This window comes from Luteibacter aegosomatissinici (genome assembly GCF_023078495.1).
GTDB lineage: Bacteria > Pseudomonadota > Gammaproteobacteria > Xanthomonadales > Rhodanobacteraceae > Luteibacter > Luteibacter aegosomatissinici.
In genome coordinates this window covers 2,324,365-2,341,031 of sequence record NZ_CP095742.1, presented here as the reverse complement: position 1 = coordinate 2,341,031, position 16,667 = coordinate 2,324,365, and the positions used below count along the sequence as shown (strand labels likewise).

Sequence of the window (16,667 nt, the reverse complement as noted above, 5' to 3'; positions counted from 1 at the left end):
GCTCTAAGGCCGTTCGTAAGCGATTCCGGCAGGGAAATGTGAAGTCCCTGCAAAAAGACACGTGGCATGTAAACGAAAACCGGAGCATTCTGTCACCCGCTCTGAGGATTTTCTTAACAACCTTGAAATATGGTACCATTCGGTACAGTTACCTGTTCGCACGGGCTATGGGGATGTTCCCCTGGGGTGCGCAACTCGCTGGTGAGTTAAATAAAACCATGAGTGCAGACGGAAATCTTTCAATCGAACCCGGGGCCGCGACCCCTACCGTAAACACGGTACCGCTGCGTCACGGCGACTTTGCCACCCTGGCAGAGGCGCTGGACTATGCGGCCGCGGGCGTTACCGGGGCAAATTTCTACGCAGGCGGCAAACTGGCCACCGCGCTCCCCTACCGAACCTTGCGCAAGCAGGCGGTGGAACTTGCGCAGCGCCTTGCGACGCTGGCCCTGCCGCGTGGATCGCGCCTTGCGATCGTCGCCGAGACCAACGCCGATTTCCTGCGTTTCTTCTTTGCCTGCCAATACGCTGGCCTCGTGCCGGTGGCCCTGCCCTCGTCGGTGAACCTGGGCGGCCACGACGCGTTCGTGCATAAGCTCAACGGCATGCTGCAGGCCTCGGGTGCCTCGATCGCCGTCGCCTCCGAAGCGTTCCGCGGCATGCTCGGCGAAGCCGTGCAGGGCCTTCCGATCGCCATGTGGGGCACGCCGGCCGAGTTCGATGCGCTGGCCCGCCAGGATGGCGAGCTGAAGCCGCTGATGGCCGATGAAATCGCCTACCTGCAGTTCACCTCGGGCAGCACGGGCACCCCTAAGGCCGCCATGATCCCGGGCCACGCCCTGATGGCGAACCTGCAGGGTTCGAGCGGCCCCGGCCTGAACCTGCGTGAAGACGACCGCTTTGTCTCGTGGCTGCCGTTCTATCACGACATGGGCCTGGTCGGTTGCCTGCTTACCGTGATGGCCGCGCAGCGCTCCATCGATTACCTCGATACGCGCGAATTCGCGATGCGTCCGCGCCGCTGGCTGGAGCTGATGAGCCAGTCGAAGGCCACGATCGCCTATAGCCCGCCGTTCGGTTACGACATGTGCGCGCGTCGCGTGCGCCCGTCGGATATCGCCGCGTACGACCTCTCGCACTGGCGCGTCGCCGGCATCGGCGCCGAGCCGATCCATCCGGCCGTGCCGGCCCGCTTTGCCGAAATGCTCGCACCGGCAGGCTTCGATGCGCGTGCGCTCGTGCCGTCGTACGGCATGGCCGAAGCCTCGCTCGCCGTCAGCTTCTCGCCGGTCGGCAAGGGCATCGTGGTTGAGTGGATCGATTCGGATGAGCTGTCGGAAAACCTGATCGCCGTACCGGTCGCCGAGGGCACGGGCAGCGGCTTTGTCCGTTGCGGCGGCGCCCTCCCCGGCCACGAGATGGAAGTCTGGGATGATGCCGGCAACCACCTTGCCGACAAGCATGTCGGCCGGATCATGGTCCGCGGCCCGAGCGTCATGTCGGGCTATTTCCAGCAGCCGGGCGTCACCGCCGAAGTACTGGGCAGCGATGGCTGGCTCGATACGGGTGATATCGGCTACATCGTCGAAGGCGAAGTGGTCGTGACCGGTCGCCACAAGGACATGATCATCGTCAACGGCCGCAACATCTGGCCGCAGGATATCGAGCACATCGTCGAACGCCAGGCGGAACTCCGCTCGCAGGATGCCTCCGCATTCAGCGTGCCGGGCCCGGGCGGCGCCGAAGTGCCGGTGGTGGTCGTCCAGTGCACCACGCTGGACCTCGCCGCGCGCGAAGCGCTCATGCACCGCATCCGCCGTGACCTGTTGGAAGAGCTCGGCATTACCTGCCTTATCGAGCTGGTGCCCCGGCACACGCTCCCGCGCACGTCCTCCGGCAAGCTGTCGCGTTCCGCGACGCGCCGCGGTTACCTGGAACGCCGCGAACAGGAGCAGGTTCTCGAAGCTGTCGCCTCGTGAACGACGATCCCGTCCATGAGGGGCGGCCAGTCGTCGCCCTGACGGGCGCGACGGGATTTATTGGCCACGCCTTACGCACCCACCTGATGGCCGCCGGCTATCGGGTGCGTGCGCTTTACCGTCCGCGCCGCGGGCGCGTGATGCAGTGCGCCGATGGCCTGAAGTGGGTGGCCGGTGACCTCGCCGATCGCGATGCATTGGCGGAGCTGGTGAAGGGTGCAGACGCGGTGATCCACTGCGCCGGTAGTGTGCGTGGCGCGAGCCGGGCCGATTTCGATCGCGTGAACGAGGCCGGTGTCGTCGATATCGTGCGCGCCGCCGAGAACGAACCCTCGGTGCGCCGCTTCCTGCTGATCTCGTCACTGGCCGCGCGTGAAGCGCAGCTTTCCGATTACGCCGGCAGCAAGCGCCGCGGCGAGCTGGCCCTGCAGGCCGGGGCGCAGCGCATGACCTGGACCATCATTCGCCCGCCTGCCGTCTACGGCCCCGGCGACAAGGAGATGCTGCCCATGTTCCGCGGCATGGCCCGCGGCGTGGCGGCCATCCCCGGCGATGGCAACGGCCGCTTCTCGATGATCCACGTTGCCGACCTGGCTAGCGCCGTCGTGGCCTGGCTGGATAGCGGCCGTGGCGTGGGCGCTACGTACGAACTGGATGACGGCCACGGCGGTTACGACTGGCCGACCGTACTCGGCACCGCCGCCCGCGTGCTGCGCGGTGGCGCGCCCATCCGCCGGCTGGCCATCCCGGTGCCGGTGCTTCGCTTTGTTGGCCGCACCAATCTCATGGCTGCGCGCGTCTTCGGTTACGCCCCGATGCTCTCGCCCGGCAAGGTACGTGAAGTCACTCATGCGGACTGGTCGGCAGACAGCCACGCGTTTTCCCAAGACACTGGCTGGCGCCCTGCGATAAGCTTCGATCGCGGCCTGGCCGAGACGCTGGGACTCTCCCCTCAAGCAGTTACAGGAGTTCCCTCGTGAACCCATCCGACATCGTTTCCCGGCTTATCGAGTTGATCAATCCGTTGATCGAAGTACCCCTCGCCAAGCCCATCAGCGCATCGACCGGCATCACCGCCGATCTTGGCTTTGATTCGCTCAAGGTCATGGACCTGATCATGGCCGTGGAAGACGAATACGACGTCTCCGTGCCGATCAACGCCCTGGCGGACATCCGTACCGTCGGTGAGCTGGCCGAGCTGGTCAGCAAGACACTGGGCCAGAACGCATGAGCGAGAACGCGCGCCTGCAGGCGATCCGCGCCGTCCGCGAGGAGCTGGCGGCGCTGGGCATCGATCCGTTCGGTGTGCAGATCGATCGCATCATCACGCCGACGGAAGGCATGATCCAGGGCCGCCCGACGATCCTGGCCGGCACGAACAATTACCTCGGCATGACCTTCGATCCGAGCTGCATCGCGGCCGCTCGCGAAGCGCTGGAACATGCCGGCACCGGCACCACCGGCTCGCGCATGGCCAACGGCAGCTACGCCGACCACCGCGAGCTGGAGCTCGACCTGGCGCGCTTCTACAACAAGCGCGACGGCATCGTGTTCTCCACCGGCTACCAGGCCAACCTGGGCATGATCTCGGCCCTCGCCGGCCCGGGCGACAACGTGCTGATCGATGCGGATAGCCACGCCAGCATCTACGACGGCTGCAAGCTCAGCGGCGCGAACATCATCCGTTTCCGCCACAACGATCCGGCCGATCTCGAGAAGCGCCTGCGTCGTCTCGGTGACGATGCCGCCAAGGCGGTGATCGTGATCGAAGGCGTGTACAGCATGCTGGGCGACCGCGCGCCGCTGGCCGACTTCGTGCGCGTGAAGAAGGCTTTCGGCGCCACGCTGCTGGTCGATGAAGCCCATTCGATGGGCGTGCTCGGCGCTACCGGCCAGGGCCTGGTGGAAGAGCTGGGCGTGCTCGACGATGTCGATTACGTCGTGGGCACCTTCAGCAAGAGCCTGGGCAACACCGGCGGCTTCTGCGTGAGCAACGCGGAGGAGATGGACGTGCTGCGCTATGCCAGCCGTCCTTACGTCTTTACGGCCTCGCTCGCGCCCGCCACCATCGCGGCGACCCGCCAGGCACTGCGTGTACTCGCTGCCGCCAGCGACAAGCGTGAGCGACTGCGTGCGAACGCCGAGCGCCTGCACGCCGGCCTGGCCGCCCTCGGCTTCGAACTGGGCGCACCGCCGAATGCCGTGGTCGCCGTGCTGGTAGGCGAGAAGCTGGAGGCCCTGCGCTTCTGGGATCACCTGCTGAAGAACGGCGTGTACGTGAACCTGATGGTGCCGCCGGCCACACCGGGCACGTCGTCGCTGCTTCGCTGCAGCGTCAGCGCGGCGCACACGCCGGAACAGATCGATGCCATCTGCGCGGCCTTCGCCAGCTGGCCGGGCGCGAGGCAACATGCACACGTGGCGTAAGCGGATAGTCGCGGCATGAAGCACTGGTTTGCTGACGGGTCGTTCCGCACCATCCTGCGGAACGCGTCCTACCTTGGCTCAAGCAATGTCGTGAGCGCCCTACTGGGCCTGCTCGCGCTTGCCTGTGCCGGCCGCGCCATGTCGCCTGCGCTGTTCGGCACGCTCGTGGTCGTGCAGGCGTATGCGAAGAGCGTCAGCGATTTCGCCAAGTTCCAGACCTGGCAGTTCGTGGTGCAGTTCGGCACGCCTGCCCTCGCCCGCCAGGACCTGGCGCGCTTCCGCGATGTGACCGGCCTGTCGTTCGGCCTGGACCTGGCCAGCGGCGCCGTCGCCGTTGTCGGCGGCATGGCGCTGCTGCCGCTGCTGGGCCATGCCGTGGGCCTGAAGCCGGAAGATTTCTGGTGGGCCATGGCGTACTGCACGCTGATCCCGACCATGACCGCGGCGACGCCGACCGGCATCCTGCGCTCGATCGACCGCTTCGACCTGATCGCCGTCCAGCAGGCCATCACGCCGTTCCTGCGCGCTGTCGGCAGCGTGCTCGCCTACCTGTTCCACCTCGGCTTCCCAGGCTTTATCGCCACCTGGTACATCTCCAGTCTGGCCGGCGACATGTGCCTGTGGGTGTTTGCCGTGCGCGAGCTGCGCCGGCAGAACATCCACGACGCGCTGCGCCCAGGCCTCCTGGCACCGGCGCGCCGTATCAAGGGTGCGTGGGATTTCGTCTGGACCACCAACTTCGCTCATTCGATCTGGTCGGCACGTAACGCCGGCAGCAATGTGCTGGTCGGTATCGTGCTGGGCCCGGCCGCCGCCGGCGTGTTCAAGGTGGCACTGACCTTCTTCGATGCGGCCGGTACGCCCGCCTCGCTGATGCAGAAGAGCTTCTACCCGGAGATCATGCGGCTGGATCCCTCCAGCACGCGGCCGTGGAAGCTCGGCGTGCGCTCCGCCGCCCTGGCCGGTGGCCTGGGCGTGCTGGTGGCCCTGCTGGTCATTCTGGTCGGCAAGCCGCTGATCGGCTCCGTGTTCGGCGCCAAGTACCTGGAGGCGTACGACCTGCTCCAGATCATGTCCGCGGCGCTGGTGGTTTCCATGGCCGGTTTCCCACTGGAATCCCTGCTGTACATCGCCAGCCGCCAGCGCGCCGCGCTGGTGGCCCAGGCCCTGGCCGCGCTCACCTACGCGGGCCTGCTGGTCGGCCTGAGCCACCTCATGGGGCTCATGGGCGCGGCCATCGCCTATTTCATCGGGACGTGCCTGGAGGCGCTGTTCTCGCTAATTCCCACCGTAGCGGCGTATCGTCAGCGACACACGCTCTCCTTCCACGCACCGGAAGAAGCCCGTTAATGAACACCATGATGACCGAGTGGCCTAAATTTTCGCCGGAGACGCTGGGCCGTCTCTTCGATGCGGTGGATGTCGATGACATCGTCGATGCGCACACCTGCCTGCCCGATCCGATCGTGCTGGCGGTGCCCGAGGATGCGATCCGCCGTTGCTATGCGCTGTGCCTGCAGTTCTGGGACGATGGCGTATCGCGCGAGGAGCTGCTGCACCTGGTCGAGAAGCTGATGCGCAACGAGGGCCTGAGTGCTGACGAGCGCCTGCAGTACAAGCACAGCCGCGCGCGCTACAAGCACCTGCGCTTTGCGCAGCGCCTGTACAGCCGCAACCACCGCTCGAGCTATCTGTTCGACCTGACGACGCGTGTGCTGGGCCACATGCAGGATGGCTTCCGCGGCGGTAAGCGCGGCACGATCGTGCGCCAGGGCTGGAAGCTGCGCGTGCTGCTGTCGAAGCCGGTGTGGAATTTCGTTCGCCGCGGGATGGTGGAGACACGCCTGGATAGCGAGGCGGGCCTGATCGCGTTCCAGAAGGCGGAGATGAGCCGGCTGAAGAAGGCGGTGAACCGCACGATTTTCGCGGGTGACCAGTTCCACGCGGTGCGGAAGATCGTGAGCATGCAGGTGTCGTATTACGACACGCTGCGTTCGCTGGCACCGAATGAGCATGCGTATTGCATGTCGCGGTTTCTGGCGGCGATTAACGGGCTGATGGGGTCGCGCCACGATGAGATGGTGGCGGAGTCGCTTTCCGGACGCCGCAGCTACAACACGCCTGCGCCGCTGGCGAAGGAAACGCGTTCGCGGCTTGAGACGCTTGTCGCGCGCTATCCGCTTTAAGCCGCTGTTGCGTTAGGCCAACGGATCGGTTCATTCGCTGAAGCGAATGAACCGCTAACGAGGCGCGGCGAGCCCGCGCCACCGAAAGCTTATTTGGCCGGTGACGGCGCCTGAGCCTGCGCTTCAGTCTGAGCGGGCTCAGCCTGCCATCCGCCACCCAGCGCCACGATCAGGTTCACACTCGTATCCAGCCGGCGCAGGCGCAACTGCAACTCACCACGGCCCGCCTCAAGCGCACCATTCGTCGCCTGCACCACCGCCGGGTAATCCGCCACGCCTTCCTTGTACTGGTTCTGCGTGACGCGATCCGATTCGGTCGCCGCCGCAGCCGCCTTCGCATGCAGCTCGGCGACGTTCGCCAGCTCGTTCGTCGCGACGAGGTTATCCTCCACTTCGCGGTAGGCATCCAGCACCGTCTGGCGATAGTTCGCCACCGCCTCGGTATAGCCCTCGCCCGCCGACTTCACCTGCGCATCCAGGCGGCCACCGGTGAACAGCGGACCCTTCACGTCGGCCGTACCGGTCGGGCCACGGCGTACGCCGATGCCCGCGGCAAGGCTGATCGAGGGCAGCTCTTCCGCTTTCGCCACGCCAATGCGCGCATTCGCCGCCGCCATGCGGCGTTCGCTGGCTGCCACATCGGGACGACGCTCGAGCAGGACCGCCGGTACGCCCGGCGGGATTTCCGGCACCTTCGTGTCGAAAGGTGCCGCCGCGAGCGAGAACTCCGCGGGCGGCTTGCCCAGCATCACGGCTATCGCGTGTTCGTACTGCGCACGCGCACTGCGGGTATCCGCCAGCTGTAGCTGTGCACCACTGAGCTTCACCAACGCATCGGAGACATCGGCGCTGGAGGCCTGGCCTTGCGTGTACTGGTTGCCGACCATCCGGTGCCACTGGGTGGCCACGTCCGTCGAGCGCTGCAACAGGTCGATTGCGGCATCGCTCTGGCGCAACGCGAAATACGCCTGCACCAGCTGCGCCTGCATCGAAAGCGTCGCGGCGGCGAGGTCATCCGCGCTAGCTTCCGCCGAGGCGCGATGCGCTTCGACATCGCGGCGGATGCGGCCCCACAGGTCCAGCTCCCAGCTCACGCCCAGGCCAAAGTCATTTTCGTTGCGGCGGCCAGACTTGATCGTGCCGACACTCACCTGCGGGTACGCCGCGCCGTGCGCTTCCTGCACCAGCAGCTGCGCCTCGCGCATGCGCGCGGCGGAAGCGGCCAGCGACTGGTTATCCACGGCCACGCGCGAGACCAGGTCGTTGAGTACCGGGTCGCCGTAGATCTCCCACCACTTGCCGGCGATCGGTACTGCCGGCGTGCTCTGGGCCGCCTGCGGCTTCGCCTCCTTGAACGCCGCCGAGGTCGGCGCCGCCGGGCGCACGTAATCCGGGCCAACAGTGCAGCCAGCCACCAGGGTGACGGTCGTGACCGCCATCAGTACGCGCAAGCCACGGGCGCTCACGGGAGCGGCTCCTCGTACTGCGCCGGCCATGCCGCGTCGCGGTCCTGGCCGCCGAATCTTTGCATCCATCTGCCAGCCCACCTGCTGAAACGGTCGAGATAAAGGTAAACCACGGGGGTGGTATAGAGGGTCAGCAACTGGCTGACCACCAGGCCGCCGCCGATCGCAATGCCTAGCGGGCGGTGCATTTCGGCGCCGTTGCCGCGCGATATGGCCAGCGGCACCGCCGCCACCATCACCGCGAGCGAGGTCATGAGAATGGGGCGGAAACGCAGGCGGCACGCATGCTGGATAGCCTCGGACGGGGTCATCCCCATCGTACGCCCCGCGACGATCGCCACATCGACCATCATGATCGCGTTCTTCATGACGATGCCGACCAGCGAGAAGATGCCGACCAGGGCGATCACGTCGAGGTCGGTACGCAGCGCCATCAGGGCGAACACGGCGCCCACTGCCGCCGAAGGCAGCGTCGAGAGAATGGTCAGCGGATGCACCACGCTTTCGTACAGGATGCCCAGCACGATAAACAACGTAAGCACCGCGCCAAGGATGAGCGCCGGCTCGCTGTCGGAGACCTGGCGCGCCGCACCGGCCGCGCCCTGGAAGGTGCTGCGCACCGAGGTCGGCACGGCGAGGCTATCCATCACTTTCTGGATCGCCTGGGTTGCCTTGGAAAGCGAAACACCCGGCACGCGGTCGAACGAAATCGTGGTGGCCACGTTCTGGCCGTAATGCGAGATCGAGAGCGGCACCTGGTACTGGCGCACCTGGGTCAGGCCGAGCAACGGTACGCCGGCGCCGCCCGTAACAGGCACCTGGATGGGTGCGAATGCATCGGGCGATTGCGCCTGCTCGGGCGCCACGCGCATCAGCACCGGGTACTCGCCGGTGGGCGAGAACATCGTCGCCACGCGACGGTCGGCGAAGGCATCGCGTAGCACGCCGTCGATGCGGGCATAGCTGGTGCCCGCCTGCGCCGCGGCATCTCGATCCACGCTCAGCGCGGTCGCCACGCCCTTGCGGCCGTTATCGCCGTGCACGTTGCGCAGCTCCGGCAGGCGCATCATGCCTTCCACGATGGGCGGCACCCAGCGGCGCAGCAGCTCCGGTGAATCCGCCTGGATGGTGTACTCATCCGAGGCACGGCTACGGCGGCCACCCACGCGGATGTTCTGCACCGAGGTGACCGTGAACACGCCGCCCGGCAGCTTCGCCAGCTGGACATTCAGGCGCGCCGCCACCTGGTCGGCGCTCGCATCGCGCTTCGACAACGGCTTAAGCGTGACGAACAACGAGCCCGAATCGTCTTCGGCATAACCCGCCGCGCTTTCCACGGCAGGATCGGCACGCACGATGGCCAGGAACGCGCCCAGCTTCTCCTTCGATACCGCGAACGAGGCACTGCCATCGGTATCGAAATCGCCCGTCAGCTCACCCGTATCCTGGCGCGGGAAGAAGCCCTTGGGCACCACGATAAACAGCACGACGCTCAGGCACAGCACGCCGAGCAGCGAGAGCATGGTGAGCGGTGCGCGGCGCAGCGCCCAGGTCAGGCTACGGTCGTAGGCGCCCTGCAATGCAACGAAATGCCGTTCGGTCCAGCGGAAGATGGCGCCATGCTCGCGATCGGCGCGGGCCGGTTTCAGCCAGAAGGCGCACAACATGGGCACGACGGTAAGCGACACGACCAGCGAAATGGCGATGACGGTGGCGATCGTGACCGAGAACTCGCGCACGAACAGGCCCACGTAACCGCCCATCAGCAGCAGCGGGATGAACACGGCGATCAGCACGGCGCTCATCGACAGCACCGTGAGTCCCACCTCGCCCGCGCCAACATACGCTGCCTCACGGGGCGGCATGCCTTCCTCGATATGGCGGGCGATGTTCTCCACGACCACCACGGCATCATCCACGGTGAAACCCACCGCGATGGTCAGCGCCATCAGCGAGAGGATATCCAGGCTATAGCCGAGGAAATACATGACGATCATAGCGCCGACCAGCGAGATCGGTGCCACGGCGCTGGCGATCAGGGCCGTGCGCAGGTCGCGCAGGAACAGCAGCATCACCACGACCACCAGCACCACGGCCAGGGCCAGGGTGTGTTCGGCGGCGTGCAGGGAGGCGCGCACGGTGGTGGCGCGATCGACGATGACACTCACCTGCATATCGCCGGGCAGCGATGCCCGCAAGGCCGGCAGGCGATCGGTGATGCCATCGATCACTTCGATGATGTTCGCGCCCGGCTTGTGCCGCACCAGGGCCAACACCGCTGGCTCGCCGTTGGCCAGTGCGGCGTTCGACGGTTCGCGCACGGAATCGACGACGCGCCCGATATCGCCCAGGTGCACGCTGCCGCCGCCGTCATGCGCCACCGTGAGCGCACTAAGCGTCGCAGCCGAATCCACCTGCGCGTTCGCGGCCACCTGCAGGTAACGGTCGCCGAACTCGATGGCGCCCAGCGGCGCATTCGGCAGTGCGGCCGAGACGGCGCGGCGGACCTGGTCGAAGCTGACGCCATGCGCGTTCATCGCCTGCGGATCCAGTTCGATCCGCAACGCGGGTATGGAGCTGCCCACCAGCTCCACATCGCCCACGCCATCCACCTGCGACAGCGTCTGGCTGAACGTCGTGGAGGCCACGGCGTACATCTGGCCCGGCGTGGCGTGTTTCGAGGTCAGGCCCAGCACCAGCACCGGCGCATCCGCCGAGCTCACCTCGCGGTAGCTCGGGCTGGCCGGCATCTCGGGGGGCAGCTCGCCGCGCGCCGCGTTGATGGCGGCCTGCACATCGCGCGAGGCGCCGACCACGTCACGCGACAGGTCGAACGCCAGGCGGATATCCGTCGTGCCGTTCGCACTGACCGAGGTCATCTCGGTCAGGCCGGATACGCGGCCGAGCGTGCGCTCAAGCGGCGCCGCCACCGCATTGACCATCGTTGCCGGGCTGGCACCGGGCAGCTCGGCCGAGACCTTGATGGTCGGCACGTTCACCTCCGGCATGGAGGCGATCGGCAGCAGCCGCCATGCGAGCGCACCGGCGATCACGAGCCCGAGGCACAGCAGCGAGGTCGCTACCGGTCGGTCGATGAAGGGCCGCGAGATGTTCATACCGACGGGCTCAGGCGCGCTGGCCGCGTGCCAGGAACACGCGCTCGAACGCCAGGTAGATCACCGGCGTCGTGAACAGGGTCAGCACCTGGCTCACCGCCAGGCCCCAGAAGATGCCCACGCCCAGCGGGTGGCGCAGCTCCGCGCCCATGCCGCCGCCCAGCATCAGCGGCAACGCACCGAGCATCGCTGCCAGGGTCGTCATCAGGATGGGACGGAAGCGCAGCATGCAGGCCTGCACGATGGCGTCGCGGGCGCTGAGCTTGTCGTTGCGCTGCGCCTCCACCGCGAAGTCGATCAGCATGATCGCGTTCTTCTGCACGATGCCGATCAGCAGGATCACGCCGATCAACGAGATCACATCCAGCTCGAAGCCGCCGATCAGCAAGGCCAGCAACGCGCCGATACCGGCGGAAGGCAGCGTGGAGAGGATCGTAAGCGGGTGGATGTAGCTCTCGTAGAGCACGCCCAGCACGATGTACACGGTGATCAGCGTGGCCAGGATCAGCCACGCCTGGCCTTCACGCGAGACCCGGAACGCCTCTGCGGAGCCTTCCCACTTCACCTGCGCGCTGGCCGGCAGGTTCAGCGCCGCGTGCGCCTTGTCGATCTCATGCATGGCCGTGCCCAGCGCCACGCCCGGGGCGAGGTTAAACGACACGGTGGCGGCCGGCAGCTGGTCGATACGGGTAACCAGCAGCGGCGCGGCACGCTCGCTCACCGTCGCGAACGAAGCAAGCGGGATGAGCGACGACGAGGGATCGTTCGGATCGGCATCGCTGTTCGCGGGCGCGCCCTGCCCGGCCAGGTAAACACCGCTCATCGCGTCCGCCGCATCGCCACCGGTTTCCTTCGCTTCAAGGATCACCCGGCGCGGGCTGCCCGAGGTAAGCAGCGTACCGACCTGGCGCTGGCCGAAGGCGTTGTACAGTGCATCACCGACTGCGGCGGAGGTCACGCCGTAGCGGTTGGCCATGTCGTGGTCGACGTTGATGTACGCCTCCACGCCGTGGTTCTGCTGGTCGCTGGCCACATCCACGAGCTTGCGCGAATCACGCAGCGGATCCGCCGCGCGCGATACCCACGCGCCGAGCTGGGCGGGATCGGTGCTGGCGACCGAGAACTGGTATTGGCCGCGGCTGATGCGGTCATCGATGGTCAGGTCGGGCACCGGCTGCATGTACAGGCGGATACCCTGCACCTTCGCGGCGGCCTCGGCCAGGCGCGCCATGACCTTCGGTGCACGGTCGCGGTGCGCCAGCGGCTTCAGATGAATGAGCAACTGGCCGCTGTTGAGGGTCGTACCGCCCTCACCCACGCCGATCGACGACGCCACGCTAGCCACATCCGGGTCGGCCGAAATGGCCTTTACCAGGGCCTGCTGGCGCTCGCCCATCGCGGAGAACGAGATCGACGCCGGGGCTTCGGAGATGCCCTGGATATCGCCGGAATCCTGCGCTGGGAACAGGCCGCGCGGAATAACGACGTAAAGCACGACAGCGAGAACCATCATGAGGCCGACGCCGGCCAGCGTGAGCCGCTGCCGTTCGAGCACCCACTCGAGCCCACGTGCATACGATGCCAGCACGCGATCGAGCCACGCCTTGCCACGACGCGAAAACGCGCTCTGCCGCTGCTCAGGGACCTTGCGCAGCATGCGTGCGCACATCATGGGCGTGAGGGTCAGCGAGACCACGCCGGAGATGAGGATCGCCACGGCCAGGGTCACCGCGAACTCGCGGAACAAACGGCCCACCAGGCCGCCCATGAACAGCAGCGGGATCAGCACGGCCACCAGCGAGACGGTCAGCGACACCACGGTGAAGGCGATCTGGCGCGAGCCTTTCAGCGCCGCCGCCAGCGGGCGCTCGCCCGCTTCGATATAGCGCGCAATGTTCTCGATCATCACGATCGCATCGTCGACCATGAAGCCGGTCGCCACGATCAGCGCCATGAGCGTGAGGTTGTTGATCGAGAACCCTGCGAGGTACATCACCGCGAACGTGCCGATCAGCGAGAGCGGCACGACCACACCCGGGATGATCGTGGCGGTGCCACTGCCCAGGAACAGGAAGATCACCAGCACGACCAGGATCACGGCGAATACCAGCTCCACCTGCACATCGTGCACGGCGGCGCGCACCGATTCGGTACGGTCGGAAAGCGTGGCGATATCGGCGGCGGCCGGCAGCGTCGACTGCAGCGCGGGCAGCAGCTGGCGGACGCGATCGACCACTTCGACCACGTTCGCGCCGGGCTGGCGACGAATGCGCAGGATGATGGCCGGCTTGTCGTTCGACCACGCGCCAAGGCGCGAATTTTCCGCGCCCTCGGCCACGTGCGCGACATCACCCAGGCGCACGACGGCGCCGTCGCGATGGGCCACGGTCAACCGCTCGAACGCTTCCGGACTATCTACCGGCTCGCTGATCGCGATCTCGGAGGAACGGTTCGCACTCTCCAGCGAGCCCTTTGCCTGGTTCGAATTTGCATCGCGAATGGCGTTGCGTACGTCATCCAGGGTGAGCCCATGCGAGCGCAGGCGAACGGGATCGGCCCGCACCACGACGGCCGGCTGCTGGCCGCCATCCAGGCTCACCAGGCCGACGCCCGTCACCTGCGAGAGCTTGGGCACGAGGCGTGTGTCGGCCAGTTCGCGCAGCGCGCGCAGCGACAGGGTCGGCGACGTCAGCGCCAGGGTCATCACCGGCGTATCCGCCGGGTTCACCTTGCGGTAGATCGGCGGGTGCGCGATATCGGCGGGCAAACCGGGCGAGGCGGCGTTGATCGCGGCCTGAACTTCCTGCTCGGCCACGTCGAGCGGCAGCGCCAGTTCAAAACGCAGCGTGATGGTCGAGGTGCCGACCGCGCTGGTCGAAGACATCTGCGCCAGACCGGGCATCTGGCCAAGCTGCCGCTCCAGCGGCGAGGTGATGGTCGATGCCATCACCTGCGGTCCCGCCCCCGGGTAAGCCGTCACGACCTCGATGGTCGGGAAATCAACCTCGGGCAACGCCGAGAGCGACAGGAACCGGTAGCCAAACAGGCCAACGAGCAGGATCGCGATGGCCAGCAGCGAGGTGGCTACTGGCCGGAGGATGAAGGGACGTGACGGGTTCACGGGTGCGCGTTCGGTGCCTGCGGCGTGGCGCCTGCATCGCCATCACGGCAGGCGGCCGAATCCGCGGCGGCCGCGGGCGGCTCCGGCGCCATGGTGGCGTTGACCGGCGTGCCGGCACGCAGCCGGTCCGCACCTTCAACCACCACCTTCGCACCGGCGACCACGCCAGACGTCACCACCGTGGTCGTCGCATCCGAGGCGCCCACTTTCACCGGCACCACATCGGCGGTCTTGTCGTCCTTCACTACATAGACGAAGGGGCCCTGGGCGCCTTGCTGGATGGCCGCGGACGGCACCAGCAGCGCTTGGGGCAGGACCTGCACCGGAAGCTTGGCAGTCACAAACTGATTGGGAAGCAACGAGTTATCCGCATTTGCGAAGGTAGCTTCGAACTTCACCGTGCCCGTCGCCGGGTCCACCTGGTTATTAGCGGCCAGGAGATGGCCGGTCGCCAGGATGTCATCCGGGCCATCGCCCACCGCCTGCACCGGAATGCAGGTACCGGCGCGCATGCGCTCGAGCACCTTCGGCACCACGTTCACCGGCACGGAGAACACAACTTTGCTCGGCTGCGACTGGGTGACCACGGCGATACCGCGGGCATCGCCCGGGCCGACGAGGTTGCCCGGATCCACCCGGCGCAAGCTGACCACGCCGTCGATCGGCGAGGTAATGCGGCCACTGGAGAGCTGTAGCTGCGCCGTATCGGCACGGCCCTGCCCGGCTTTCACTTCGGCCTGGTACTGGCGCACCAGTGCTTCCTGGTCAGCCACGCGCTGGCGCGAGATCGAATCCTGGGCGAGCAGCGCGTTGTAGTGCTTCAGCACTTCCTGCGCATTCGCCAACTGGGCCTGGCTGCGCGCCAGATCGCCACCGGCTTGCTGGGCCTGCGCTTGCAGGGGCCGCGGGTCCACCTCGGCCAGCAGGTCGCCCTGCTTCACCAACTGGCCACCGGCAAAGTCCACACGCTTGAGCACGCCATCGACCTGGCTGCGCACCAGCACGCTATTGGAAGGCGTCACCGTACCCGGCTGCGAGCGGTAGATCACGAAGCTGCCCTGGCGCACGCTGGCGGCGACGACCGGCACAGCCTGGTCCGCCTGCGACTTGCCGCCGCCGGGGCCCTTGGCCACCCACCAGATGCCACCGATCACGACGATGCCCACAAGCACCGCCACCCCCGTACGCGATGCTTGCCGACTCATGCGATGGTCCTCTCGTACACGCGGTACCGCTTGTAATCGTGGCCGCCGATCTGCTCGATGATGTTGCGCATGCCGTCGTTGTCCTCAAGGATCCACGACAGCTCGACCTGCTTCACGCCACGCGCGACCAGGTGGTGGCGAACCGCATCGATCACCAGGAAAGCGAGGCCCGGGCCCAGCGGCGTGTTGTGGAAGCTGCGGCGCACACCCATCAACGGTACGCGCGACGACTTCGGGAAACGCTTCTTCAGGCCCCACAGCAGCTTCACCCAGTTGAACGGAGCGAGCTTGCCGTTGAAGCCCTTGATCACTTCGTTGACGTTGGGCAGCGCCACGATGAACGCGGCCGGCACGCCATCCACTTCGGCGATCTGGATCAGGTCCGACGCCACCAGCAGCTTCAGGCTGGTACCCAGGTCCTTGAACTCGGCCTCGGTGAACGGCACGAAGCCCCAGTTATCGGACCAGGCGTCGTTGAAGATATCGCGCAGCACGGCGAGCTCTTCGGTGTAACGCTTGGTATCGAGCGGGCGCACCTTGATCCGCGGCATGAACTTCGCCAGCAGGCGGTTCATGACCTTGGGCACCGGGAAATCCGGCGCGATCATGTAGGCCAGCATGTCCTTGGCCTTGGTGTAACCGGCCTGCTCAATGCGTGCGCCGTAATACGGCTTGGCATGGCCCATCATGAACACGGGCGGCGTATCGAAGCCATCGACCAGCAGGCCGACTTCGTCGTTGATCGACAGGCTCAGGGGGCCGCGCACGCGCTTGATGCCCTTCTCGCGCAGCCACTGCTCGGCCGTCGCAATCAGCGCGTCGTACGTTTCCTGGTTGTCCTCGGCATCCAACATACCGAAGAAGCCGGTGGCATCGCCGTAGCGCTCCAGGTACAGGTCATCCACCTGCGCGCTGATACGGCCCACCACCTTGTCACCACGGTAGGCAAGCCAGCCCTGCTGATGGGCATGCTCGAACCAGGGGTTGGTTTTTGCACCGAGATGCAGGGTGCGTTCAAGAAGCAGGGGTGAGATCCAGTTCGGATCATCGCCCAGCAGGGTGGCAGGCACCCTAATGAATTGACCGAGATCTGCCTTGCTGGCAACCGGGACAACACGCAGCGAGGCCGACGCGCTCAAGGTGGAACCTCCGACGGAAAAACCACAG

General features: G+C 66.5%; 11 protein-coding genes. 6 read left to right on the top strand and 5 right to left on the bottom strand.

Translation table 11 applies throughout. The features are described from left to right. Positions 1–218: 218 nt before the first annotated feature. The 6 genes from L2Y97_RS10505 to L2Y97_RS10480 are packed head-to-tail and all read left to right on the top strand — an operon-like array spanning position 219 to position 6,592. Positions 219–1,979, top strand: a complete 1,761-nt coding sequence (locus L2Y97_RS10505) for a fatty acyl-AMP ligase (RefSeq protein WP_247436420.1) — start codon at positions 219–221, stop codon at positions 1,977–1,979. Then, positions 1,976–2,959 carry an NAD-dependent epimerase/dehydratase family protein gene (locus L2Y97_RS10500; protein ID WP_247436419.1) on the top strand — a complete coding sequence of 328 codons (984 nt, stop codon included), beginning with the start codon at positions 1,976–1,978 and terminating at the stop codon, positions 2,957–2,959. Before L2Y97_RS10505 ends, L2Y97_RS10500 begins: the two co-directional genes overlap by 4 nt. Beyond that, positions 2,956–3,210, top strand: a complete 255-nt coding sequence (locus L2Y97_RS10495; RefSeq protein WP_247436417.1) for an acyl carrier protein — start codon at positions 2,956–2,958, stop codon at positions 3,208–3,210. The genes L2Y97_RS10500 and L2Y97_RS10495 overlap by 4 nt, the downstream gene beginning before the upstream one ends. Then, the gene (gene spt / locus L2Y97_RS10490; protein ID WP_247436414.1) at positions 3,207–4,406 is read left to right on the top strand and encodes a serine palmitoyltransferase; all 1,200 of its coding nucleotides are present in this window, start codon (positions 3,207–3,209) and stop codon (positions 4,404–4,406) included. The genes L2Y97_RS10495 and spt overlap by 4 nt, the downstream gene beginning before the upstream one ends. 15 nt (positions 4,407–4,421) lie before the next feature. Next, positions 4,422–5,756 carry a lipopolysaccharide biosynthesis protein gene (locus L2Y97_RS10485; protein WP_247436411.1) on the top strand — a complete coding sequence of 445 codons (1,335 nt, stop codon included), beginning with the start codon at positions 4,422–4,424 and terminating at the stop codon, positions 5,754–5,756. Next, positions 5,756–6,592 (top strand): hypothetical protein, encoded by an 837-nt coding sequence (locus L2Y97_RS10480; RefSeq protein WP_247436408.1) that lies wholly within the window; start codon positions 5,756–5,758, stop codon positions 6,590–6,592. Before L2Y97_RS10485 ends, L2Y97_RS10480 begins: the two co-directional genes overlap by 1 nt. Before the next feature lie 89 nt (positions 6,593–6,681). Here the strand turns inward: L2Y97_RS10480 and L2Y97_RS10475 are convergent, their stop codons facing one another. Genes L2Y97_RS10475 through L2Y97_RS10455 form a run of 5 tightly spaced genes read right to left on the bottom strand, consistent with a single transcriptional unit; the run spans position 6,682 to position 16,639 of the window. Further along, the gene (locus L2Y97_RS10475) at positions 6,682–8,058 is read right to left on the bottom strand and encodes an efflux transporter outer membrane subunit (RefSeq protein WP_247436405.1); all 1,377 of its coding nucleotides are present in this window, start codon (positions 8,056–8,058) and stop codon (positions 6,682–6,684) included. Further along, positions 8,055–11,174 carry an efflux RND transporter permease subunit gene (locus L2Y97_RS10470; protein ID WP_247436401.1) on the bottom strand — a complete coding sequence of 1,040 codons (3,120 nt, stop codon included), beginning with the start codon at positions 11,172–11,174 and terminating at the stop codon, positions 8,055–8,057. Before L2Y97_RS10470 ends, L2Y97_RS10475 begins: the two co-directional genes overlap by 4 nt. A 10-nt stretch (positions 11,175–11,184) precedes the next feature. Next, a complete protein-coding gene (locus L2Y97_RS10465; RefSeq protein WP_247436399.1) occupies positions 11,185–14,295 on the bottom strand; it encodes an efflux RND transporter permease subunit in 3,111 nt (1,036 codons plus the stop codon). Next, positions 14,292–15,500: an efflux RND transporter periplasmic adaptor subunit gene (locus tag L2Y97_RS10460; RefSeq protein WP_247436398.1), complete on the bottom strand. Its 1,209-nt coding sequence runs from the start codon at positions 15,498–15,500 to the stop codon at positions 14,292–14,294. The genes L2Y97_RS10465 and L2Y97_RS10460 overlap by 4 nt, the downstream gene beginning before the upstream one ends. Beyond that, positions 15,497–16,639, bottom strand: a complete 1,143-nt coding sequence (locus tag L2Y97_RS10455) for a hypothetical protein (protein ID WP_247436396.1) — start codon at positions 16,637–16,639, stop codon at positions 15,497–15,499. The genes L2Y97_RS10460 and L2Y97_RS10455 overlap by 4 nt, the downstream gene beginning before the upstream one ends. Between the last annotated feature and the right edge of the window lie 28 nt (positions 16,640–16,667).

Coding starts and splice junctions, on each gene's coding strand:
- L2Y97_RS10485 (WP_247436411.1), top strand. CDS start 4,422: ATGAAGCACTGGTTTGCTGACGGGTCGTTCCGCACCATCCTGCGGAAC.
- L2Y97_RS10470 (WP_247436401.1), bottom strand. CDS start 11,174: ATGAACATCTCGCGGCCCTTCATCGACCGACCGGTAGCGACCTCGCTG.
- L2Y97_RS10505 (WP_247436420.1), top strand. CDS start 219: ATGAGTGCAGACGGAAATCTTTCAATCGAACCCGGGGCCGCGACCCCT.
- L2Y97_RS10460 (WP_247436398.1), bottom strand. CDS start 15,500: ATGAGTCGGCAAGCATCGCGTACGGGGGTGGCGGTGCTTGTGGGCATC.
- spt (WP_247436414.1), top strand. CDS start 3,207: ATGAGCGAGAACGCGCGCCTGCAGGCGATCCGCGCCGTCCGCGAGGAG.
- L2Y97_RS10480 (WP_247436408.1), top strand. CDS start 5,756: ATGAACACCATGATGACCGAGTGGCCTAAATTTTCGCCGGAGACGCTG.